This is a genomic window from Streptomyces lasalocidi, assembly GCF_005280215.1.
GTDB classification, from domain to species: domain Bacteria; phylum Actinomycetota; class Actinomycetes; order Streptomycetales; family Streptomycetaceae; genus Streptomyces; species Streptomyces longwoodensis.
This window is the reverse complement of sequence record NZ_SZNQ01000001.1, coordinates 5,245,879-5,266,186: the sequence shown is the minus strand read 5'-3', so window position 1 is coordinate 5,266,186 and position 20,308 is coordinate 5,245,879. Positions and strand designations below refer to the sequence as shown.

Annotated in this window: 21 protein-coding genes; 15 read left to right on the top strand and 6 right to left on the bottom strand. The window is 72.6% G+C overall.

Annotated elements, in window-relative coordinates; translation table 11 throughout:
- Nucleotides 1–103 precede the first annotated feature (103 nt).
- The 3 genes from E4U91_RS23885 to E4U91_RS23875 are packed head-to-tail and all read left to right on the top strand — an operon-like array spanning nt 104 to nt 2,216.
- Nucleotides 104–874 carry a hypothetical protein gene (locus E4U91_RS23885; RefSeq protein WP_137308726.1) on the top strand — a complete coding sequence of 257 codons (771 nt, stop codon included), beginning with the start codon at nt 104–106 and terminating at the stop codon, nt 872–874.
- Nucleotides 871–1,566 carry a DUF4166 domain-containing protein gene (locus tag E4U91_RS23880; RefSeq protein WP_137308725.1) on the top strand — a complete coding sequence of 232 codons (696 nt, stop codon included), beginning with the start codon at nt 871–873 and terminating at the stop codon, nt 1,564–1,566. Before E4U91_RS23885 ends, E4U91_RS23880 begins: the two co-directional genes overlap by 4 nt.
- Nucleotides 1,563–2,216: a TetR/AcrR family transcriptional regulator gene (locus E4U91_RS23875; RefSeq protein WP_137308724.1), complete on the top strand. Its 654-nt coding sequence runs from the start codon at nt 1,563–1,565 to the stop codon at nt 2,214–2,216. Before E4U91_RS23880 ends, E4U91_RS23875 begins: the two co-directional genes overlap by 4 nt.
- 62 nt (nt 2,217–2,278) lie before the next feature.
- Here E4U91_RS23875 and E4U91_RS23870 read toward each other — a convergent pair whose 3' ends face one another.
- Both E4U91_RS23870 and E4U91_RS23865 read right to left on the bottom strand, forming a co-directional pair.
- Nucleotides 2,279–2,572 carry an MTH1187 family thiamine-binding protein gene (locus tag E4U91_RS23870; protein WP_137308723.1) on the bottom strand — a complete coding sequence of 98 codons (294 nt, stop codon included), beginning with the start codon at nt 2,570–2,572 and terminating at the stop codon, nt 2,279–2,281.
- Nucleotides 2,569–2,913 carry a DUF3817 domain-containing protein gene (locus tag E4U91_RS23865; protein ID WP_137308722.1) on the bottom strand — a complete coding sequence of 115 codons (345 nt, stop codon included), beginning with the start codon at nt 2,911–2,913 and terminating at the stop codon, nt 2,569–2,571. Before E4U91_RS23865 ends, E4U91_RS23870 begins: the two co-directional genes overlap by 4 nt.
- 165 nt (nt 2,914–3,078) lie before the next feature.
- Here E4U91_RS23865 and E4U91_RS23860 point away from each other — a divergent pair, with 165 nt between their 5' ends.
- From E4U91_RS23860 to E4U91_RS23845, 4 genes are all read left to right on the top strand, one after another.
- Nucleotides 3,079–3,711: an AIM24 family protein gene (locus E4U91_RS23860; protein ID WP_137310978.1), complete on the top strand. Its 633-nt coding sequence runs from the start codon at nt 3,079–3,081 to the stop codon at nt 3,709–3,711.
- Entirely contained in the window at nt 3,711–4,361 is a 651-nt protein-coding gene (locus tag E4U91_RS23855) for an AIM24 family protein (protein ID WP_137308721.1), read from the top strand. The genes E4U91_RS23860 and E4U91_RS23855 overlap by 1 nt, the downstream gene beginning before the upstream one ends.
- A gap of 38 nt (nt 4,362–4,399) precedes the next feature.
- A complete protein-coding gene (locus E4U91_RS23850; protein ID WP_137310977.1) occupies nt 4,400–5,155 on the top strand; it encodes an AIM24 family protein in 756 nt (251 codons plus the stop codon).
- Nucleotides 5,156–5,247: 92 nt separating this feature from the next.
- Nucleotides 5,248–5,724, top strand: a complete 477-nt coding sequence (locus E4U91_RS23845) for a MarR family winged helix-turn-helix transcriptional regulator (RefSeq protein ID WP_137308720.1) — start codon at nt 5,248–5,250, stop codon at nt 5,722–5,724.
- An 82-nt stretch (nt 5,725–5,806) separates the two neighbouring features.
- Here E4U91_RS23845 and meaB read toward each other — a convergent pair whose 3' ends face one another.
- Nucleotides 5,807–6,763, bottom strand: coding sequence for a methylmalonyl Co-A mutase-associated GTPase MeaB (gene meaB / locus E4U91_RS23840; protein ID WP_067237207.1), 957 nt, complete (start codon nt 6,761–6,763; stop codon nt 5,807–5,809).
- Between the two features lie 61 nt (nt 6,764–6,824).
- Nucleotides 6,825–8,024, bottom strand: a complete 1,200-nt coding sequence (locus E4U91_RS23835; RefSeq protein ID WP_137308719.1) for an acetyl-CoA C-acetyltransferase — start codon at nt 8,022–8,024, stop codon at nt 6,825–6,827.
- A 150-nt stretch (nt 8,025–8,174) separates the two neighbouring features.
- On the opposite strand from E4U91_RS23835, the gene mce reads away from it, so the two are divergent.
- The 7 genes from mce to E4U91_RS23800 all read left to right on the top strand — a co-directional run bounded on the left by mce (nt 8,175) and on the right by E4U91_RS23800 (nt 18,028).
- A complete protein-coding gene (gene mce / locus E4U91_RS23830) occupies nt 8,175–8,615 on the top strand; it encodes a methylmalonyl-CoA epimerase (RefSeq protein WP_137308718.1) in 441 nt (146 codons plus the stop codon).
- A gap of 230 nt (nt 8,616–8,845) precedes the next feature.
- Entirely contained in the window at nt 8,846–12,727 is a 3,882-nt protein-coding gene (scy, locus tag E4U91_RS23825; RefSeq protein WP_137308717.1) for a polarized growth protein Scy, read from the top strand.
- 183 nt (nt 12,728–12,910) lie between these two features.
- Nucleotides 12,911–13,849 (top strand): coiled-coil domain-containing protein, encoded by a 939-nt coding sequence (locus tag E4U91_RS23820; protein WP_137308716.1) that lies wholly within the window; start codon nt 12,911–12,913, stop codon nt 13,847–13,849.
- A gap of 135 nt (nt 13,850–13,984) precedes the next feature.
- Nucleotides 13,985–14,935, top strand: coding sequence for an ABC transporter ATP-binding protein (locus E4U91_RS23815; protein WP_137308715.1), 951 nt, complete (start codon nt 13,985–13,987; stop codon nt 14,933–14,935).
- A gap of 2 nt (nt 14,936–14,937) precedes the next feature.
- Nucleotides 14,938–15,708: an ABC transporter permease gene (locus E4U91_RS23810; protein ID WP_137308714.1), complete on the top strand. Its 771-nt coding sequence runs from the start codon at nt 14,938–14,940 to the stop codon at nt 15,706–15,708.
- A 125-nt stretch (nt 15,709–15,833) separates the two neighbouring features.
- Entirely contained in the window at nt 15,834–17,159 is a 1,326-nt protein-coding gene (locus E4U91_RS23805) for an ABC transporter ATP-binding protein (protein ID WP_137308713.1), read from the top strand.
- Nucleotides 17,156–18,028: an ABC-2 transporter permease gene (locus tag E4U91_RS23800; protein ID WP_137308712.1), complete on the top strand. Its 873-nt coding sequence runs from the start codon at nt 17,156–17,158 to the stop codon at nt 18,026–18,028. The genes E4U91_RS23805 and E4U91_RS23800 overlap by 4 nt, the downstream gene beginning before the upstream one ends.
- A 9-nt stretch (nt 18,029–18,037) precedes the next feature.
- Here E4U91_RS23800 and E4U91_RS23795 read toward each other — a convergent pair whose 3' ends face one another.
- The gene (locus E4U91_RS23795) at nt 18,038–18,373 is read right to left on the bottom strand and encodes an ATP/GTP-binding protein (RefSeq protein WP_137308711.1); all 336 of its coding nucleotides are present in this window, start codon (nt 18,371–18,373) and stop codon (nt 18,038–18,040) included.
- Nucleotides 18,374–18,606: 233 nt separating this feature from the next.
- On the opposite strand from E4U91_RS23795, the gene E4U91_RS23790 reads away from it, so the two are divergent.
- Nucleotides 18,607–19,635, top strand: a complete 1,029-nt coding sequence (locus E4U91_RS23790) for an LLM class flavin-dependent oxidoreductase (protein WP_137308710.1) — start codon at nt 18,607–18,609, stop codon at nt 19,633–19,635.
- An 83-nt stretch (nt 19,636–19,718) separates the two neighbouring features.
- On the opposite strand, the gene E4U91_RS23785 is transcribed toward E4U91_RS23790, so the two are convergent.
- On the bottom strand, nt 19,719–20,111 hold the full coding sequence (locus E4U91_RS23785; protein WP_067237180.1) for an SCO5389 family protein: 393 nt from the start codon (nt 20,109–20,111) through the stop codon (nt 19,719–19,721).
- Between the last annotated feature and the right edge of the window lie 197 nt (nt 20,112–20,308).

Genomic DNA, 20,308 nt, shown 5'->3' with positions numbered 1-20,308 from the left:
ACCGACCCGTGGCCAACCGTTTGAGCAGTCGCTCAAACGGGTGTACGGTCAGCCCGACGGTTTGAGCGATCGCTCAAACCCGCTCGGACAGGGGGACATCCGCATGCGAGGACAGGAGCACCGGGGGCTGTACGTCGAGGCGCGCATCCGCGCCGGCCTCGACGACCTGTGGGCCCGCACCCAGGACCCGACCGCCCACCAGCGCTGGGACCTGCGGTTCAGCCGGATCGAGTACCTCCCGCGCGCGCAGGGCGAGCCGCAGCGCTTCCGGTACGCCACGCGCGTGCTGCCGTTCCTCACCGTCGCCGGGACCGGCGTCTCGGCCGGCGAACGGGAGCGGCCGGACGGCACCCGCACCTCGGCGCTGCGCTTCTCCTCCCCGCACCCGCTCTCGCTGCTGGCCGAGGGCAGCGGCTACTGGCGCTACGTGCCCGACGGCGACGCCGTGCGCTTCCTGACGGGCTACGACTACCGCCCGCGCTGGGGCCGCTTCGGCGCCGTCGCCGACCGCCTGCTGTTCCGGCCGCTGATGGGCTGGGCGACGGCCTGGTCGTTCGACCGGCTGCGGCTGTGGCTGGAGCGGGGCACGACGCCCGGGCGCGCCCTGGCGCGCTGGCTCACGGAGCTCGGGGTGCGCGCGCTGGTCCTGGTGGTCGCCTGCACGGGTCTGGGCCTGGAGCCCTTCCTGCGGTCGTTCGGGCCGTTCGCCGCGTCGCTGGCGTACCTGTGCCCGCTGCTGCTGAGCGTGGCGGTATGCGTGGCGCTGCTCGCGCCTCCCCTGCCGGCCACGCCGGCCGCCCGCCGCTGTCTGCGCCGGTCCCCGGCACACGTGCGCGCGCCGCGCGTGCTGCGCACCCTGGAGACGCCCCGATGACCGCCCCGGCCGCGGCCTCCCTGTTCCGCACGGCGATGGGAGCCGGCTTCGAGCGTCTGCACCCCGAGCTGCGCCGCCGCTTCTCGGTGGGCCTGGCGAGCGGCGAGGCGTGCGTGGGACGGGGGGTGATGGACCGGATCTGGCACGGCGGGCCGTTCGTGAAGCCGTTCCTCGCGCTCGGCGCCACACACCACATCCTGGTGCCCCGCGCGGGCCGCCGGATCCCGTTCGTCATCGAGAACGTGCCGTACGCCGACTCCTTCGGCCGTGAGACGGTGAGCTTCGTGCGCACCTTCGACCTGCCCGGCGGCCCGCGCCGCTTCGACGCCCAGATGGTGCTCAGCCCCAAGGGCGACCGCGTCCTCGACTACCTGGGCACCCACCAGCACCTCGCCAGCGAGCTGCACCTGCGCGCCGAACCGGACGGCTCGCTGCTGATCCGCTCCGGCGAGCACCGGTTCCGGGAGGGCCCGGTGGACGTGCGCGTGCCCGAGCTGGTCGGGGCGACGGCCGAGGTGCGCGAGTCCTTCGACGAGCGGCGGGGCTGCTTCCGGATCAGCGTGCGGGTGGTCAACCGGTACGCCGGCCCGCTGTTCGGCTACGACGGCTCGTTCACCGTGACGTACGCGGACGTGCGCCGCACCGGGGTGCGCCCGGGGCTGCGGCCGGTGCGCGAGGAGGCCCGCGCGTGAGCCCGGAGACGGCCAAGGCGCAGGAGACGAAGGCCAAGCTGCTCCAGGGCGCGCTGCGCACCCTGACCGAGCAGGGCATCGCGAAGACCTCGGCGCGCACCATCGCGGCGACGGCGGGCGTCAACCAGGCGCTGGTCTTCTACCACTTCGGCTCGGTGGACGAGCTGCTCGCGGCCGCCTGCCGCTACGGCGCGGAGCAGTCGGTCTCCCGCCACCGCGACCGCCTCGCGGCCGTGTCGTCGCTGACCGAGCTGCTCGCGGTGGGCCGCCGCATCCACGAGGAGGAGCGGGCCGGCGGCCACGTCGCGCTGCTCGGCCAGCTCCTGGCGGGCGCCCAGACGCACGCGGTGCTCGGCCCGGCGACCGCGGCGGGCCTGGAGCTGTGGATCGCGGAGATCGAGGGGGTGCTGACCCGGGTACTGGCCGGCACCCCGCTCGGCGAGTACGCCGACCCGCCGGGCCTGGCACGGGCGGTCGCCGCGTCCTTCGTGGGCATCGAGCTCTACGAGGGCGCGGACCCGGCCGGCGCGACGGCGGCCCTGGACGCCCTGGAGCAGCTGGGCTTCCTGCTGGGCGCGCTGGAGGAGCTCGGGCCGGTGGCCCAGCGGGCGGTGCGGCAGTACCTGCGCCGGGCCTCGGCGCGGCGCTGAGGCCACCGGGGAACGCCGGCACGACGGGCCGCTACGGCCCCCGGCGGACCCGCCGCGGCCCGCTAATCGGCCAGGTGCCGCTCGACGGTCTCCACCTTGGAGGTGAGGCCGTCGGTCACCCCGGGGCGGATGTCCGCCTTGAGGACCAGGGACACGCGCGGGGCACGGGCCTCGACCGCGGCCACGGCGCGCCGGACGACGTCCATGACCTCGTCCCACTCGCCCTCGACGGACGTGAACATCGCATCGGTGCGGTTCGGCAGGCCCGACTCGCGGACCACCCGGACGGCGTCGGCGACGTACTCCCCCACGTCCTCGCCGACGCCCAGCGGCGTCACGGAGAAGGCGACGATCATGCGTTGACGACCCCTTCCTTGCGGGCGCGGGCGGCGATGACCGCGTCCTCGGCCTCCCGGCGCAGCTTGCGCTCGGCGAAGAAGCCGCCGGTCGGCAGCACGGACAGGACGAAGTAGAGCGCGGCGGTGCCCAGCGGCCACCTGGCGCGGTTCCAGGCGTCGGCCCAGAAGATCACGTACAGGACGAACAGCACACCGTGGACCGCGCCCATCACGGGCACCGCGTTGAAGTCCGTGGTCCGCTTCAGCACGGAGCAGACGAGCAGGATCAGGAAGGACACGGCCTCGGGGGCCGAGACCAGGCGGAGGCGTCGGAGGGCGGCGGCTGTCTTGAGGTCCACGGGTCACCTTCGGTGGGAGCGTCGGCGGTCGGGCGTTTGTGAACGCACGCACAAGCGTTCGTCCATTGTGGCAAACCGCGCCCCTGGGGGTGCGCTCAGGGTCGGTCTCCACCTACGGGCCCTGTTCGGTCCACCCGCGCGGCGGCTACCTTTCGCACCGTGGCGATGTTCCGACTGCAAGGCAGCAAGGTCCTCGCCGTCGACGTGACAGGGGATGCCGTGAAGGCGAAGAACGGCTCGATGGTCGCGTACGACGGACAGATGGACTTCAAGAAGCTCAGTGGCGGCGGCGAGGGGCTGCGGGGGATGGTGACCCGGCGTCTCACCGGCGAGCAGATGACCGTGATGGAGGTGAGGGGGCAGGGCACGTGCTGGTTCGCGGACCGGGCCTCCGAGATCAACCTCGTCCAACTCCAGGGGGACAAGCTGTACGTGGAGTCGAGCAACCTGCTCGCGACGGACGCCGGCCTCAGGACGGGGACGACGTTCACCGGCCTGCGCGGCGCCTCGCAGGGCAACGGGCTGTTCACGACCACCGTCGAGGGCCATGGACAGGCGGCGATCACGTCCGACGGCCCGGCGGTGGTCCTGCGGGTCAGCCCGCAGTACCCGCTGTCCGTGGACCCGGGGGCGTACGTCGCGCACCAAGGGAACCTGCGGCAGTCCTTCCAGTCCGGCGTGACGTTCCGCACGTTCCTCGGCGAGGGCGGCGGCGAGGCGTTCCAGATCCGCTTCGAGGGCGACGGCCTCGTCTACGTCCAGCCCAGCGAGCGCAACACGATCGCGGGGGACGTGTGATGGCCTTCCGTGAGATCAACTCCAAGATGGTCGAGGCGACCGTGGTGCCGGGGCAGCGGCTGTTCAGCCAGCGCGGCGCCATGCTGGCGTACCGGGGCGAGGTGTCCTTCACGCCCAACCTGCGGGGCGGCCAGGGCGGGGTGATGTCCATGATCGGGCGCCGCCTGGCCAACGAGGACACGCCCCTGATGACCGTCGAGGGCAGCGGCACGGTGCTGTTCGGGCACGGCGGCCACCACGTCCAGCTGATCACCCTCACCGGCGACACCCTCTACGTGGAGGCCGACCGGCTGCTCGCCTTCGAGGGCACCCTCCAGCAGGGCACGATGTTCCTGGGCTCGCAGGGCGGGGTGATGGGCATGGTCCGCGGCCAGGTCAGCGGCCAGGGGCTGTTCACCACCACCCTGAAGGGACACGGCGCGGTCGCCGTCATGGCGCACGGCGGTGTGTTCGAGGTCCCGATCACCCCCCAGCGCCCGGTGCACGTGGACCCGCAGGCGTACGTCGCCCACCACGGCGACGTGCGCAACAAGCTGTCCACCGCGCTCGGCTGGCGGGACATGGTGGGCCGCGGCTCGGGCGAGGCGTTCCAGCTGGAGCTGAGCGGCAGCGGCGTGGTGTACGTCCAGGCGTCGGAGGAGAAGCTGTGAGCACCCACTACGGCGCGGGGCCGACGGTGTACGACCCGATGACGCTGCCCGTCGACGACAACGTCAACTCCTACACATTCTGTGTGGAGCTCAAGGGGAGCCAGTGGTTCCTGCAGAAGGGGAAGATGATCGCCTACTACGGGACGATCGACTTCAACGGCATCGGACACGGCCGTCTCGACCGTCTGGTGCGCACGTCCTTCCATTCGCCTCTGCACGCGAGCGACTGGGTGGTGGCCGAGGGTTCGGGCAAGATGCTCCTCGCCGACCGGGCCTTCGACGTGAACTCGTACGACCTGGAGAACGGCAACCTGACCATTCGCTCGGGCAACCTGCTCGCTTTTCAGCCAAGCTTGTCGCTGAAGCAATCGATCGTGCCGGGTTTCCTGACACTCATCGGAACCGGGAAGTTCGTGGCCGCGTCCAACGGTCCGGTGGTGTTCATGGAACCGCCCCTCAGGGTGGACCCGCAGGCGCTGGTCGGCTGGGCCGACTGCCCCTCCCCGTGCCACCACTACGACCACCAGTACATGACCGGGGTGATGGGCGGTCTACGTGCGCTGACGGGCCTCGGCGGGGCCTCCGGCGAGGAGCACCAGTTCGAGTTCGTGGGGGCCGGCACGGTGCTGCTCCAGTCGACCGAGACGCTGATGGCGGAGCAGGCCACGGGAGCGACCCCGCAGCAGGCGGGAGTGCCCGGGGGCGGCGGGGGCCACGGCCCCCAGGGACCGCAGTCGGGGGCACCGCGCCTTCCCGGACAGCTGGGAGACCTCCAGCGTCGCTTCGGGCTGTGAGCGGTAGTCTGCGGAGTGTGACATCGAACGCGTGCGCACCGTCACACCACCCTCAGTAGTTCGCCTTTCAACATTTTAGGTAGACTTCATTCATGGAGACCGAGACGGCCACGCGCTGGCTGACGGATGCGGAGCAGTGCGCCTGGCGCACCCACCTGGAGGTCAACCGACTGCTGACCTACCAGCTCGAGAAGGACTTGCAGCCGTTCGGCCTGACAATGAACGACTACGAGATCCTGGTCAATCTCTCCGAGTCGGAGGACGTCCGGATGCGGATGAGCGATCTCGCGTCCGCCACCCTCCAGTCGAAGAGCCGCCTCTCGCACCAGATCACCCGCATGGAGAACGCCGACCTGGTGCGCAGGGAGAACTGCGAGTCCGACCGCCGCGGACTCTACGCCGTCCTCACCGAGCACGGCATGGAGACGATGAAGAAGGTCGCGCCCCACCACGTGGCGTCCGTGCGGCGGCACTTCATCGACCTCCTCTCCCCCGAGGCCCTGGTGGAGCTGGACAAGGCCCTGCGGCCCATCGCGGACCACCTGCGCGGGCAGCGGGGACGCCCCTGAGCGGCGTACGGGCGGCATGACGAGCGACAGGCGGACCCCCTTCAGGAGGTCCGCCTGTCGGCTCGTGCGGCCGTGCGCGGGCTCAGCCCTCGGTGAGCCCGGCGACCAGTTCGTCCGCGGCCCGGTAGGGGTCCAGGTCGCCGGAGACGATCCGCTCGGCGAGCGCGCCGAGGCGGCGGTCGCCGTGCAGGTCGCCGATCCGCTCCCGCAGCGCGGTCACCGCGATCGTCTCGACCTCCCGGGCGGCCCGGGCGCGCCGCCGCTCCACCAGCACCCCGTGCTCCTCCATCCACGCCCGGTGCTTCTCCAGGGCCTCCACGACCTCGTCGACGCCCTCCCCGCGCGCGGCGACCGTCTTGACGATCGGGGGCCGCCAGTCGCCGGGGCCGCGGGCCTCGCCGAGGCCCAGCATGTGGTTCAGCTCCCGGGCCGTGGCGTCGGCGCCGTCCCGGTCCGCCTTGTTCACGACGTACACGTCGCCGATCTCCAGGATGCCCGCCTTGGCGGCCTGGATCCCGTCGCCCATGCCCGGGGCGAGCAGCACCACCGAGGTGTCCGCCTGGGAGGCGATCTCCACCTCGGACTGGCCCACGCCCACGGTCTCCACCAGGATCACGTCGCAGCCCGCCGCGTCCAGCACGCGGATCGCCTGCGGCGCCGCCCAGGCGAGGCCGCCGAGGTGGCCCCGGGTCGCCATCGACCGGATGTAGACGCCGGGGTCGGAGGCGTGCTCGGACATCCGGACCCGGTCACCGAGCAGCGCGCCGCCCGAGAAGGGCGAGGAGGGGTCGACGGCCAGGACGCCGACCCGCCTGCCCTGCCGCCGGTAGGCGCTCACCAGCGCCGACGTCGAGGTGGACTTGCCGACGCCGGGCGAGCCGGTCAGGCCCACCACGTAGGCGTTGCCGGACAGCGGGGCCAGTGCCGCCATGACCTCGCGCAGCTGCGGGGACGCCCCCTCGACCAGGGAGATCAGCCGGGCCACGGCCCGGGGCCGGCCTTCCCTGGCCTGGGCGACCAGCGAGGAGACGTCCTGCATCACAGCTCCGTTCAGGATGGGGTCGTACGGTCGTACGTCGGTCGTCAGCGGGCGGCGCGGGCTACGCCTTGGCCACCCGCACGATCAGCGCGTCGCCCTGGCCGCCGCCGCCGCACAGCGCCGCCGCGCCGACCCCGCCACCGCGCCGCTTGAGCTCCAGCGCCAGGTGCAGCACCAGACGGGCACCGGACATGCCGATCGGGTGACCCAGGGCGATCGCACCACCGTTCACGTTCACCTTTTCCGTGGACACGCCGAGGTCCTTCATTGACTGCACGGCGACCGCGGCGAACGCCTCGTTGATCTCGATGAGGTCCAGGTCCGACACCTCCAGGCCCTCCTTCTTCAGGGCGTGCAGGATGGCGTTGGAGGGCTGGGACTGCAGCGAGTTGTCCGGGCCGGCCACGTTGCCGTGGGCGCCGATCTCGGCGATCCACTCCAGGCCCAGCTCCTGCGCCTTGGCCTTGCTCATCACGACCACCGCGGCCGCTCCGTCGGAGATCTGCGAGGAGGAGCCGGCGGTGATGGTGCCGTCCTTGGTGAACGCCGGGCGCAGCTTGCCCAGGGACTCCGCGGTGGTCTCCGGGCGGATCCCCTCGTCCTTGCTGAAGACGACCGGCTCGCCCTTGCGCTGCGGGATCTCCACCGGGGTGATCTCGGCCTCGAACAGGCCGTTCTTCTGCGCGGCGGCGGCGCGCTGGTGGGACAGGGCGGCGATCTCGTCCTGCTCGGCGCGGCCGATGCCGAGACGGCTGTTGTGCGTCTCGGTGGACTCGCCCATCGGGATGTTCTGCCACGGGTCGGTCAGGCCGTCGTAGGCCATGGCGTCGAGCATCTGCACCGCGCCGTACTTGAAGCCCTCGCGGGACTTCGGCAGCAGGTGCGGGGCGTTGGTCATGGACTCCTGGCCGCCGGCCACCACGACGTCGAACTCACCCGCACGGATCAACTGGTCCGCCAGGGCGATGGCGTCGAGGCCGGACAGGCACACCTTGTTGATGGTGAGCGCCGGGACGCTCATCGGGATGCCCGCCTTGACCGCCGCCTGACGTGCCGGGATCTGCCCCGCCCCGGCCGTGAGGACCTGCCCCATGATCACGTACTGCACCTGGTCGCCGCCGATCCCCGCACGGTCGAGGGCGGCCTTGATCGCGAAGCCGCCGAGGTCGGCTCCGGAGAAGGACGTGAGCGAGCCGAGCAACCGCCCCATGGGCGTGCGCGCGCCCGCGACGATCACAGAGGTGTTCGTTGCAGAAGACATGAGCTGCGATCCCCTTACCGGCCTGCACGGGCCGAGGAGTGAACGAGGGTTTACTTCGAATGTACTGACGTGCAGTACACGGCGTCATCGGGCCATCGGTGTGATCGCGCGCACGTTGCGTAACCAGGGCATGAGCGCTGCACTGAATCCATGCTGACGCGAATCGACCACATCGGGATCGCCTGCCACGACCTCGACGCGACCGTCGAGTTCTACACCTCGACCTACGGCTTCACCGTGTTCCACGAGGAGGTCAACGAGGAGCAGGGCGTGCGCGAGGCCATGCTCAAGATCAACGAGACCTCCGACGGCGGTGCCTCCTACCTCCAGCTGCTGGAGCCGACCCGCGAGGACTCCACCGTCGCCAAGTGGCTCGCGAAGAACGGCGAGGGCGTGCACCACATCGCCTTCGGCACGGCGGACGTCGACGGCGACGCCGCGGCCGTCAAGGACAAGGGCGTGCGCGTGCTCTACGAAGAGCCGCGACGCGGCTCCATGGGGTCACGGATCACCTTCCTGCACCCCAAGGACTGCCACGGGGTCCTCACAGAACTGGTCACTTCGGCCCCTGTTGAGTCGTCTGAGCACTGACCCTCGTACATAAGGGCCGGTAGGGTTGGGGGCGGTCGTCGCCACCACGCGGGCGACCGGGTCCCGTCCGCGACGGCGGGACCGTGCCGGGGTCCGGGTTTCGGGGGTACGAGCGGCGGGCAGCAGCCCATGTTCCGCCGTTGATCTGACACCATTCCCCGGGGGCCCCGTCCGCGGATGGACGAGGCTCGTTGGAAAGCTTGCGACCAGGGGACGGATGGGACCGCGCAGTGCGGGGCTACGAGAGCCAGGAGCGGGAGCCGGCGGCTGACGTCGACCACCTCACTCGGTTCGAAGCCGAGATGAAGCGGCTGAAGACCGAGCGGGAAAAGGCGATCCAGCACGCCGAGGACCTCGGCTACCAGGTCGAGGTGCTGCGCGCCAAGTTGCACGAGGCGCGGCGCACCATCATGTCCCGGCCCTCCTTCGAGGGGGGCGACATCGGCTGGCAGGCCGAGCAGTTGCTGCGCAACGCGCAGATGCAGGCCGACCAGATCCGCGCCGACGCCGAGCGCGAGCTGAGCCAGGCCCGGGCGCAGACCCAGCGCATCCTCCAGGAGCACGCCGAGCAGGCCGCGCGCCTCCAGGCGGAGCTGCACACCGAGGCGGTGACCCGGCGCCAGCAGCTCGACCAGGAGCTCGCCGAGCGCCGCCAGACCGTCGAGTCGCACGTCAACGAGAACGTGGCCTGGGCGGAGCAGCTGCGCGCCCGCACCGAGTCGCAGGCCCGCCGGCTGCTGGAGGAGTCCCGCGCCGAGGCCGAACAGGCCATGGCGGCCGCCCGCGCCGAGGCCGAACGGCTGACCCGGGAGGCCCGCGAGCGGCTCCGGAACGAGGCGGAGACGGCCCGCACCGAGGCCGAGCAGATCCTGCGCCGCGCCCGCACGGACGCCGAGCGCCTGCTGAACGCGGCCTCCACCCAGGCCCAGGAGGCCACCGACCACGCCGAGGCGCTGCGCTCCTCCACGGTGAGCGAGTCCGACACCGCCCGCCGCCAGGCCCAGGAGCTCAGCCGCGCCGCCGAGCAGCGCATGTCCGAGGCCGAGGAGGCGCTGCGCAAGGCGCAGACCGAAGCCGAGAAGGTGCTCGCCGAGGCCAAGGAGGCCGCCGCCAAGGCCCTCACCACCGCCGAGGCCGCCAACGAGACGCGCACCCGGACCGCCAAGGAGCAGGTCGCCCGGCTGGTCGAGGAGGCCACCAAGGAGGCCGAGGTCACCAAGGCGGAGGCCGAGCAGGCACTCGCCGACGCCCGCGCCGAGGCGGAGAAGCTGGTCGCCGAGGCCGCCGAGAAGGCCCGGACGGTCACCGCCGAGGAGAGCGCGACCCAGCTGTCCAAGGCGGCCAAGACCGCCGAGGACGTCCTCAACAAGGCGCAGGAGGACGCCCGGCGCACCACCCGGGCCGCCGCCGAGGAGGCCGAGCGGATCCGCTCGGAGGCCGAGGCCGAGGCGGACCGGCTGCGCGCCGAGGCGCACGACATCGCCGAGCAGCTCAAGGGCGCGGCGAAGGACGACACCGAGGAGTACCGCGCCAAGACCGTCGAACTCCAGGAGGAGGCACGGCGGTTGCGCGGCGAGGCCGAGCAGCTGCGCTCGGACGCGGTCGCCGAGGGCGACAAGATCCGCGCGGAGGCCCGCAAGGAGGCCGTCCAGCAGATCGAGGAGGCCGCCAGGACCGCCGAGGAGCTGCTCGCCAAGGCCAAGGCGGACGCCGACGAGCTGCGCCAGAAGGCGACGGCGGACAGCGAGAAGGTCCGCACCGAGGCCATCGAGCGCGCCACCACGCTGCGCCGCCAGGCCGAGGACACGCTGGAGCGCACCCGCAAGGAGGCCGAGCGCCACCGTGCCGAGGCCGCCGAGCAGGCCGAGGCGCTCACCGCGGACGCCGAGCGGGCCGCGCGCGAGCTGCGCGAGGAGACCGAGCGGGCCGTCGAGGCCCGGCAGGCCGAGGCCGCCGCCGAACTGACCCGGCTGCACGGCGAGGCCGAGACCCGGCTGGCCTCAGCCGAGCAGGCGCTGACCGAGGCCCGCGAGGAGGCCGTCCGCATCCGCCGCGAGGCCGGCGAGGAGATCGACCGGCTGCGCGCGGAAGCCGCCGAACGGATCCGCGCGCTGCAGGAGCAGGCCGAGGCCGAGGCCCAGCGGCTGCGCGACGAGGCCGCCGCCGACGCGTCCGCCTCGCGCGCCGAGGGCGAGGCCTTCGCCGTACGCCTGCGCTCGGAGGCCGCCGGGGAGGCCGAGCGGCTGAAGTCGGAGGCGCAGGACACCGCCGACCGGGTGCGTTCCGAGGCCCAGGCCGCCGCCGAACGGCTGGCCGCCGAGGCGTCCGAGACGCTGGCCGCCGCCCAGGAGGAGGCCGCCCGCCGCCGGCGCGAGGCCGAGGAACTGCTCGGCGCCGCCCGCCAAGAGGCGGACCAGGAGCGCGAGCGGGCCCGCGAGCAGAGCGAGGAGCTGCTGGCCTCGGCGCGCACCCGCGTCGAGGAGGCGCAGGCCGAGGCGATCCGTCTGGTGGAGGAGGCCGACCGGCGCGCCACCGAGATGGTGTCGGCGGCCGAGCTGCACGCCCAGCAGGTGCGCGATGCGGTGGCCGGGCTGCACGAGCAGGCCCAGGAGGAGATCGCCGGGCTGCGCTCCGCCGCCGAGCACGCGGCGGACCGCACCCGCCGGGAGGCCGAGGAGGAGGCGGATCGGGTCCGCGCCGACGCCTACGCCGAGCGGGAGCGGGCCAGCGAGGACGCCGGCCGGCTGCGCCGCGAGGCGAGCGAGGAGACGGAGGCCGCCAAGGCGCTGGCCGAGCGGACCGTCGGCGAGGCGATCTCGGAGGCCGACCGGCTGCGCTCGGAGGCGTCCGCACACGCCCAGCGGGTGCGCACCGAGGCCTCGGACGCGCTCGCCGAGGCCGACCAGGCCGCCGCGCGCACCCGGGCGGACGCCCGCGAGGACGCCAACCGGATCCGCTCCGACGCGGCGACGCAGGCGGACACCCTCATCACCGAGGCGCGCGCCGAGGCGGAGCGCCTGCAGAACGACACCCTCGCCGAGGCCGAGCGGCTCCAGTCGGAGACGGCCGCCGAGGCGGAGCGGGTGCGGGCCGACTCCGTCGCCCGGGCCGAGCAGCTCATCGGCGAGGCCACCGACGAGGCGGAGCGGCTGCGCGCCGAGGCCGCCGAGACGGTCGGCTCCGCGCAGGCGCACGCCGAACGGCTGCGCACGGAGGCCGAGCGGGTGCGCGCCGAGGCGCGGACCGAGGCCGAACGGCTCGTCAACTCCGCGCGCGAGGAAGCCGACCGGACGCTGGACGAGGCCCGCCGGGAGGCCAACAAGCGCCGCTCGGAGGCCGCCGAGCAGGTCGACACGCTCATCAGCGAGACCACGGCCGAGGCCGACAAGCTGCTCACCGAGGCCCAGCAGCAGGCGCTGAAGACCACCGCGGACGCCGAGTCCCAGGCCGACACCATGGTCGGCGCGGCCCGCACGGAGGCCGACCGGATCGTGTCCGAGGCGACCGTCGAGGGCAACTCCCGGGTGGAGAAGGCCCGTACGGACGCCGACGAGCTGCTGGTCGGGGCCCGCCGGGACGCCACGGCCATCCGGGAGCGGGCGGAGGAGCTGCGCGAGCGGCTCACGTCCGAGATCGAGGAGCTGCACGAACGGGCCCGCCGTGAGGCCGCCGAGACGATGAAGTCGACCGGCGACCGCTGCGACGCGCTGATCAAGGCGGCCGAGGAGCAGCTGGCCAAGGCGCAGGCGAAGGCCAAGGAGATCGTCTCGGAGGCCAACTCCGAGGCGGGCAAGGTGCGCATCGCCGCCGTCAAGAAGGCCGAGGGTCTCCTCAAGGAGGCCGAGCAGAAGAAGGCCACCCTGGTCAGGGAGGCCGAGGAGCTCAAGGCGGAGGCGATCCGCGAGGCCCGGCGCACGGTCGAGGAGGGCAAGCGCGAGCTGGAGGTTCTGGTGCGCCGGCGCGAGGACATCAACGCCGAGATCTCCCGGGTCCAGGACGTCCTGGAGGCGCTGGAGTCCTTCGAGGCGCCGTCGGCCGGCAAGGACGGCGGGGTCAAGGCCGGCGCGACGGTCGGCGCCCCCCGATCGGGTGGCAAGTCCCCGGAGAACTAGCCAGGGATGCCCATTCCGTTGAAGTCTGGGGCCTTTGCCCACGTCATTGGCAAGCCGTCCGGCGGCGAGCCACCCTAAAGGGGTGTCATTCTCCAGATCAAAACTGCATCCGCTCGATGACACACCGCATCGGCGCCTAGGATTCCACCTATCACCTCACCGGTCTCATTCGACAGGAACCCCATGAGCGACACTTCCCCCTACGGCTTCGAGCTTGTGCGGCGTGGGTACGACCGCGCTCAGGTGGACGAACGGATCTCGAAGCTCGTCTCCGACCGTGACAGTGCTCTGGCCCGCATCACCGCCCTGGAGAAGCGCATCGAGGAGCTCCACCTCGAGACGCAGAACGCCCAGGCCGCCGTCAACGACGCGGAGCCGTCGTACGCGGGTCTCGGCGCGCGCGTCGAGAAGATCCTCCGACTGGCCGAGGAAGAGGCCAAGGACCTGCGCGAGGAGGCCCGCCGCGCGGCCGAGCAGCACCGCGAGCTCGCCGAGTCGGCGGCCCAGCAGGTGCGCAACGACGCGGAGTCGTTCGCCGCGGAGCGCAAGGCCAAGGCGGAGGACGAGGGCGTCCGGATCGTCGAGAAGGCCAAGAGCGACGCCTCGCAGCTGCGCTCCGAGGCCCAGAAGGACGCGCAGTCCAAGCGCGAGGAGGCCGACGCCCTCTTCGAGGAGACCCGCGCCAAGGCCGCGCAGGCCGCCGCCGACTTCGAGACGAACCTCGCCAAGCGCCGCGAGCAGTCCGAGCGTGACCTGGCGTCCCGTCAGGCCAAGGCCGAGAAGCGCCTCGCGGAGATCGAGCACCGCGCGGAGCAGCTGCGCCTGGAGGCCGAGAAGCTGCGCACCGACGCCGAGCGCCGCGCCCGCCAGACGGTGGAGACCGCCCAGCGCCAGGCCGAGGACATCGTGGCCGACGCCAACGCCAAGGCCGACCGCATCCGCTCGGAATCCGAGCGCGAGCTGGCGGCGCTGACGAACCGTCGCGACTCCATCAACGCCCAGCTGACGAACGTCCGCGAGATGCTCGCCACGCTGACCGGTGCCGCGGTGGCCGCGGCCGGTACGCCGGCCACGGACGACGAGCCGATCTCCCGCGGGGTCCCGGCCCAGCAGACGCGGTAGCACCGACCGACCGTGGGCCCGCGCTTCCCTCCCGGGGGCGCGGGCCTTCGTCGTACCCCGGCCGTTCCGGCCGAAGTCGGCCTCCTTCTACCCGCCCGGGTGGCATCCGGCGAACGCCGGTCATAGCGTGGCCGCATGATCGAGCTCGAGGGGCTGACCAAGCGGTACGGCGAGAAGGTGGCGGTCAACAATCTCACCTTCACCGTCAGACCCGGCATCGTCACCGGCTTCCTCGGACCCAACGGGGCCGGGAAGTCCACCACCATGCGCATGATGCTCGGTCTGGACCGGCCCACCGCCGGTGACGTACGGATCGACGGCAAGCACTACGACCAGCTGAAGGACCCGCTGACGTACATCGGCGCCCTGCTGGACGCCAAGGCCGTGCACGGCGGCCGCAGCGCCTTCAACCACCTGCTGTGCCTGGCGCAGAGCAACGGCATCCCCCGGGCCCGGGTGCACGAGGTGCTCGACACGGTCGGCCTCACGGCGGTCGCCCGCAAGAAGGCCAAGGGCTTCTCGCTGGGCATGGGCCAGCGTCTGGGCATCGCCGCCGCGCTGCTCGGCGACCCGCGGATCCTGATGTTCGACGAGCCGGTCAACGGGCTCGACCCCGAGGGCATCCACTGGATCCGCACCCTGATGAAATCACTGGCCGCGCAGGGCCGCACCGTCTTCGTCTCCTCCCACCTGATGAGCGAGATGGCCCTCACCGCGGACCACCTGGTCGTGATCGGCCAGGGGAGGCTGCTCGCCGACACCTCCATGGCCGACTTCATCGCGCGCAACTCCCGTTCCTACGTCCGCATCCGCACCCCGCAGCGCGAGCGGCTGCTCGACGCGCTGCACGAGGCGGGGGTCACCGTGGTGGAGGCGGGCGGCGGGGTGCTGGAGGTCGACGGGGGCAAGGCGGAGCAGCTCGGCGAACTGGCCGCCCGGCACGGCGTCGTGCTGCACGAGCTGAGTCCCCAGCAGGCCTCCCTGGAGGAGGCGTTCATGCAGCTCACCGCGGAGTCGGTGGAGTACCACGCGCACAGCGACGCGCCGGCGGCGCCGCAGTGGGGCGACGACTGGAAGAAGGACTGAGCATGGCGGTGACCCAGGTCGTCCGGTCCGAGTGGACGAAGATCCGCTCCGTCGCGTCCACCGTGTGGACGCTGTCTCTCGCCGTGGTCGTGACCATCGCGCTCGGCATGCTGATCTCCGCGCTGTCGAAGAACGAGTTCGACTCCATGAGCCGGCGGGACCGGCTCTCCTTCGACCCGACGTTCATCAGCTTCGCCGGGATGAGCCTCGGACAGCTGGCGATGATCGTGTTCGGGGTGCTGGTGGTCTCCAACGAGTACAGCACCGGCATGATCCGCACCTCGCTCGCCGCGGTGCCGCAGCGCGCCTCGTTCCTGCTCAGCAAGATCGCGGTGGCCACCGGGCTGGCCCTGCTGGTGTCCCTGGCGACGAGCTTCGCGGCGTTCTTCCTCGGCCAGGCGATGCTCGGCTCGCACCGGGCGCAGATCGGCGACCCCGGGGTGCTGCGGGCGGTCATCGGCGGCGGTCTCTACATGACCCTGATCGCCGTGTTCTCCATGGGCGTCGCCACGATGCTGCGCTCGCCGATGCTCTCCCTCGGCATCCTCATGCCGTTCTTCTTCCTGATCTCCAACATCCTCGGCAACGTCAGCGCGACCAAGAAGGTCGGCCGGTACCTGCCCGACCAGGCCGGCAGCAAGATCATGCAGGTGGTGACGCCGCTCGACGACGACACCCCGTACGGGCCGTGGGGCGGGCTCGGGATCATGGCGCTGTGGGTGCTCGCGGCGCTCCTCGGCGGCTTGCTGCTGCTGAAGAAGCGGGACGCATGACCCGGCGGCCCCGGACACCGCGGTTTTACTTCCCCTTGGGCGGAACCGTCAGCGGCTGGATATCCTCCTAACCCTTACGGGGGCGCGTGCGCCCGCTGTCCTGAACCTTTCGATGGGTGCGGAGCATGATCGAAGCAGTCGGCCTGACCAAGCGCTACGGCGACAAGACCGCTGTGTACAACCTGTCCTTCCAGGTGCGGCCCGGTGCCGTGACCGGCTTCCTCGGGCCGAACGGCTCGGGCAAGTCGACGACGATGCGGATGATCCTCGGCCTGGACAACCCCACCGCGGGCTCGGTGACGATCGGCGGCTACCCGTACCGCAGGCTGCCCAACGCGCCCCGGCACGTCGGCGCCCTCCTGGACGCCAAGGCCGTGCACGGCGGCCGCACGGCCCGCAACCACCTGCTGTCCCTGGCCCAGTTGTCCGGCATCCCGGCCCGGCGGGTCGACGAGGTGCTGGGCGTGGTGGGCCTGCAGGACGTGGCCCGGCGCCGCTCCAAGGGCTTCTCCCTGGGCATGGGCCAGCGGCTCGGCATCGCCGCCGCGCTGCTCGGCGACCCCCAGGTGCTGCTGTTCGACGAGCCGGTCAACGGGCTCGACCCCGAGGGCATCCTGTGGGTGCGCAACCTGATGAAGGCCCTCGCGGCGGAGGGCCGCACGGTCTTCGTCTCCTCGCACCTGATGAGCGAGATGGCGCTGACCGCCGACCACCTCATCGTGATCGGCCGCGGCCAGCTGCTGGCCGACATGAGCGTGCAGGACTTCATCGAGGCGAACTCCGCGGGCTTCGCCCGGGTACGCACCCCCGACAGCGAGCCGCAGCAGCGCGAGAAGCTGACCTCCGCGCTGACGGAGGCGGGCGGGCACGTGCTGCCCGAGCAGGACGGCGGGCTGCGGGTGACCGGGCTGGCGCTCCCCCGCATCTCCGCGATCGCCCACGAGGCCGACGTACGACTGTGGGAGCTGTCGCCGCACCAGGCCTCGCTGGAGGAGGCCTACATGCGGATGACGCAGGGCGCCGTGGACTACCGCTCGACGGCCGACCAGAAGTCCGGCCTGATGCAGCCGCTGCCGCCAGGCGCCGCGCCGCCCGTGCCGGTGCCCGGCCAGGGCCAGCCCGGCTGGTACGCCCCGCCGCCGCCCCAGCCAGGCCCGACGCCGCCCGGCGGCCCGTACGCGGGTTACGGCGCTCCCGCGGCCCCGGCGCCCGGCTACGGCGCACCCGCGGCCCCCGCGCCCGGCTACGGCGCCCCCGTCGCCCCGGGCGCCGGTCCGGTGCCGCAGACGGGCAACCCGTACGCGCAGGCCCCCGCGCCCGCCGTGCCGCCCGCGGCCCCCGTGGAGGCTCCCGCGGCCGCGGGCGCGCAGCCCGTGGCGTCGCCCGCCGCCGCCCCGGCCGCCGCCTCCGCTCCCCACGACGCCCCGACCCAGCCCGAGGACGACCGATGAGCAGCCCCCAGTCCCCCTCGCCGCAGGCCGCGCCCTTCCTCCAGCAGGCCCCGGGCGGAGCGCCGTACGCCGGCTACACCTCGCCCATCCCGGTGGTGCGCACGCACCTCGGGCACGCCGTCGCCTCGGAGTGGACGAAGATCCGGTCCGTGCGCTCGACGATGTGGACGCTGGGCGTGTACGTGCTGCTGGTCGTCGGCATCGGCCTGGTGACCGCGCTGCTGGTCGCGGCGAACGCCTCGGACAGCAGCCTGGACGGCGAGAACCCCCTGTCCATGGGCTTCTTCGGGCTGCTCCTCGGCAGCATGTGCGTCATCACCCTCGGCGTGCTGACCACGGCCTCGGAGTACGGCACCGGCATGATCCGCACCACAACGGTGGCGTGCCCCTCGCGCGGCCGGGTCCTCGCCGCGAAGTCGATCGTGTTCTTCGCCGTGGCGTTCGTGGTGACCCTGGTGTCGACGTTCCTGGTCGCGGTGGTGGACACCGCGGTGCTGACCGACGCGCGGGAGCCGTCCGGCGGCGAGTGGCTCAAGGCCACCGTCGGCGTGTCCCTCTACTTGGCGCTGCTGGGCCTGGTCTCCCTCGCGATCGGCTCGGTGATCCGGCACTCCGCGGGCGCCATCACCATCATGATCGGCGTGCTGCTGGCCCCGCTGGTGATCGCCCTGTTCATGTTCTCGGAGTCCCTGCAGGACCTGCGCGAGGCGCTGTTCGAGTACTCGATCCCCAGCCAGCTCGGGATCTTCTACTCCTCGTCGCTCACCGACAGCGGCCCCAGCGGCTGGGACCCGCTGTGGATCGCGCTCGGCACCACCGCCGTGGTGCTGGGCTCCGCCTTCTTCCTGCTGGAGAAGCGGGACGTGTAGCGGCGCGGTTCAGAACCTCGGCGTGCCGCGGGACCGCCGTACCCCTGGGGTGCGGCGGTCCCGTGCGTTCCAGCAGGCCTTGTGCCAGTGCCGACGGTCGTCCACGCCCGCGTGCTCCGGCCAGGCCACCACGTGCGGCACCCCGTCCGGGATGATCTGGTCGCACCCGGGGCAGCGGTACGCCTTGCCCTGGGCGCTCGCCCCGGCCACGTGCCGTACGCTCCACTCCTCGCCCCGCCAGCTCACCGTGGACTGCCAGCCGCCGTAGCGGCCCGACCGGTCGTCCTCGGCGCTGCGGCCGGACGCGGGATCGGCACCCTTGGGCCGGTTGCGACGCGGGGACACGGGACACCTCTCGGGGCTGTACGGGAAGCGGGGCCGGCGTCCAGCCTACGCGGCGCCGGGCCGGGTACGCGGAGGGCGTCAACGCCTCGCACGTCCCCCGCGGGGCGCCGGAGGCGGGTCGGTTCTCCCGACAATCCGCAAATCCCCCCGCACGCCCGTGTCCTCGGCACGTGTCGGACGGTTATGCCCTGTGGGGGAGCTCCGCGTCGGAGCCGAGGAAGCAGGAAAGTGCCATGCGCGTAGGAAGTTTCGTGTTGGCGGCCCAGTTCCCGGGTCAGGGTCAGGGGGAGGCCCTGCACCGGGCGGTCCGCTCGGCCGAGGTGGCCGAGGAGGCGGGGCTGGAGTCGGTCTGGCTGGCCGAGCACCACTTCGTGCCGTACGGCACGTGCCCGTCCGCCATCACCCTGGCCGCGCTGCTGCTGGGCCGCACCCGTCGCATCCGGGTCGGCACGGCGGTCAGCGTGCTGTCCACCGCCCACCCCGTGGCGCTCGGCGAGCAGGCCGCGCTGCTGCACCTGACGAGCGGCGGCCGCTTCTCGCTCGGCGTGGGGCGCGGCGGGCCCTGGGTGGACCTGGAGGTGTTCGGCAGCGGTCTCGCAGCCTACGAGTCCGGGTTCCCGGAATCACTCGATCTGCTGGTGCGCTGGCTGCGCGAGGCCCGCGTAGGGGCGGACGGCGAGCGGTTCCGGTTCCGCGAGGTGCCCGTGGTGCCCCGGCCGTCGGAGGCCCTGACCGACGCAGCGGGGCCGGAGGTGGTCGTGGCGTGCACCTCGCCGGCGAGCGTGCGGCTGGCCGCCGAGCGGGGACTGCCGATGCTGCTCGGGATGCACGCCGGGGACGAGGAGAAGGCCGAGATGGTCGCCCTGTGGCGGCGGCACGCGCGCGCGGCGGGACGGTCCGCGGACGAGATCCGCGGCGCGGCCCACGTGTCGGCGGGCGTCTGCCAGATCGCGGACCGGCGCACGGACGCCGTGGAGACGCTGGTGAAGGCGATGCCGGGCTGGCTGCGGCAGGGCCTCGACGCGCACGTCACCGTGGACGGCCGCGCCCGGCGGATGCGGGACCCGGTGGCCTACACCGAACTGCTCTGCGGGCTGCACCCGGTGGGTACGCCCGAGGGGTGCGCCGACCGGCTCGCCGCGACCTGCGAGCGCACCGGCATCTCCCGCTTCGCCCTGCTCGTGGAGGGCTCGGGGGACCTGGCGGCGACGGAGGAGAACGTACGGCGGCTGGGCGCCGAGGTGCTCCCCCGGCTGGGGTGAACTCCCGCGCGCCGCAGGGCGCTTGCCGCTCCCGTGCCGATGGCACCTCCCGTACACGGGGAGCGGCAAGCGACGGGGCCGCGTCAGCAGTCCCGCAGTTCCGGGGACTGGTTGAGCAACTGGCTGCGCACCGAGGTGAAGCGGGTGAGCGTCTCGTCGACCGAGGGGTCCAGCGGGAACACCGCCACCCGGTGGCAGTTCTGGAAGGCCAGCCGTACACCGAAGTGCCGCTGCAGGGCGCCACGAATCGCGTCACTCGCGAGCGCTCGCAGCAGCTGACCGCGTGCCTGCTCGTCCGGCGGGGGCGTCTGGTTGTCGGCGAACGGACCGCCGTCGACCTTCAGCTGGGCCACCAGGGAGCTGACCATCTCCCATGCGTAGGGCAGGGAGGTCCGGACGCAGTCGACGAAGGCTGCGTCGTCGACCTCGCCTCGCTCGGCCTGTTCGAGTAGGGCCGGTGAGACGTCGAGCGACATGGGTTCTCCTCTCGCACCCCGGAAGAACAGGGGTTGCCGGACAGGGAAAGGGAGACCGCCCCACGGACATCACGCGCACGCTGAGTACACGCATCGCGACCTCCCGTTCCCACCGTAGGCAACTGCCGGGAGCGGCACCAGGAGAATGCGAACAAAGGGAACCCCAGGTAGGCACACAATCGGCCACACCCGAAACG

Bases quoted from the DNA above. Each gene is read 5' to 3' on its own strand.
- E4U91_RS23885 (WP_137308726.1), top strand. From the start codon at position 104: ATGCGAGGACAGGAGCACCGGGGGCTGTACGTCGAGGCGCGCATCCGC.
- E4U91_RS23880 (WP_137308725.1), top strand. From the start codon at position 871: ATGACCGCCCCGGCCGCGGCCTCCCTGTTCCGCACGGCGATGGGAGCC.
- E4U91_RS23870 (WP_137308723.1), bottom strand. From the start codon at position 2,572: ATGATCGTCGCCTTCTCCGTGACGCCGCTGGGCGTCGGCGAGGACGTG.
- E4U91_RS23860 (WP_137310978.1), top strand. From the start codon at position 3,079: ATGTTCCGACTGCAAGGCAGCAAGGTCCTCGCCGTCGACGTGACAGGG.
- E4U91_RS23855 (WP_137308721.1), top strand. From the start codon at position 3,711: ATGGCCTTCCGTGAGATCAACTCCAAGATGGTCGAGGCGACCGTGGTG.
- E4U91_RS23850 (WP_137310977.1), top strand. From the start codon at position 4,400: ATGACGCTGCCCGTCGACGACAACGTCAACTCCTACACATTCTGTGTG.
- E4U91_RS23845 (WP_137308720.1), top strand. From the start codon at position 5,248: ATGGAGACCGAGACGGCCACGCGCTGGCTGACGGATGCGGAGCAGTGC.
- meaB (WP_067237207.1), bottom strand. From the start codon at position 6,763: ATGCAGGACGTCTCCTCGCTGGTCGCCCAGGCCAGGGAAGGCCGGCCC.
- E4U91_RS23835 (WP_137308719.1), bottom strand. From the start codon at position 8,024: ATGTCTTCTGCAACGAACACCTCTGTGATCGTCGCGGGCGCGCGCACG.
- mce (WP_137308718.1), top strand. From the start codon at position 8,175: ATGCTGACGCGAATCGACCACATCGGGATCGCCTGCCACGACCTCGAC.
- E4U91_RS23820 (WP_137308716.1), top strand. From the start codon at position 12,911: ATGAGCGACACTTCCCCCTACGGCTTCGAGCTTGTGCGGCGTGGGTAC.
- E4U91_RS23815 (WP_137308715.1), top strand. From the start codon at position 13,985: ATGATCGAGCTCGAGGGGCTGACCAAGCGGTACGGCGAGAAGGTGGCG.
- E4U91_RS23810 (WP_137308714.1), top strand. From the start codon at position 14,938: ATGGCGGTGACCCAGGTCGTCCGGTCCGAGTGGACGAAGATCCGCTCC.
- E4U91_RS23805 (WP_137308713.1), top strand. From the start codon at position 15,834: ATGATCGAAGCAGTCGGCCTGACCAAGCGCTACGGCGACAAGACCGCT.
- E4U91_RS23800 (WP_137308712.1), top strand. From the start codon at position 17,156: ATGAGCAGCCCCCAGTCCCCCTCGCCGCAGGCCGCGCCCTTCCTCCAG.
- E4U91_RS23790 (WP_137308710.1), top strand. From the start codon at position 18,607: ATGCGCGTAGGAAGTTTCGTGTTGGCGGCCCAGTTCCCGGGTCAGGGT.
- E4U91_RS23785 (WP_067237180.1), bottom strand. From the start codon at position 20,111: ATGTCGCTCGACGTCTCACCGGCCCTACTCGAACAGGCCGAGCGAGGC.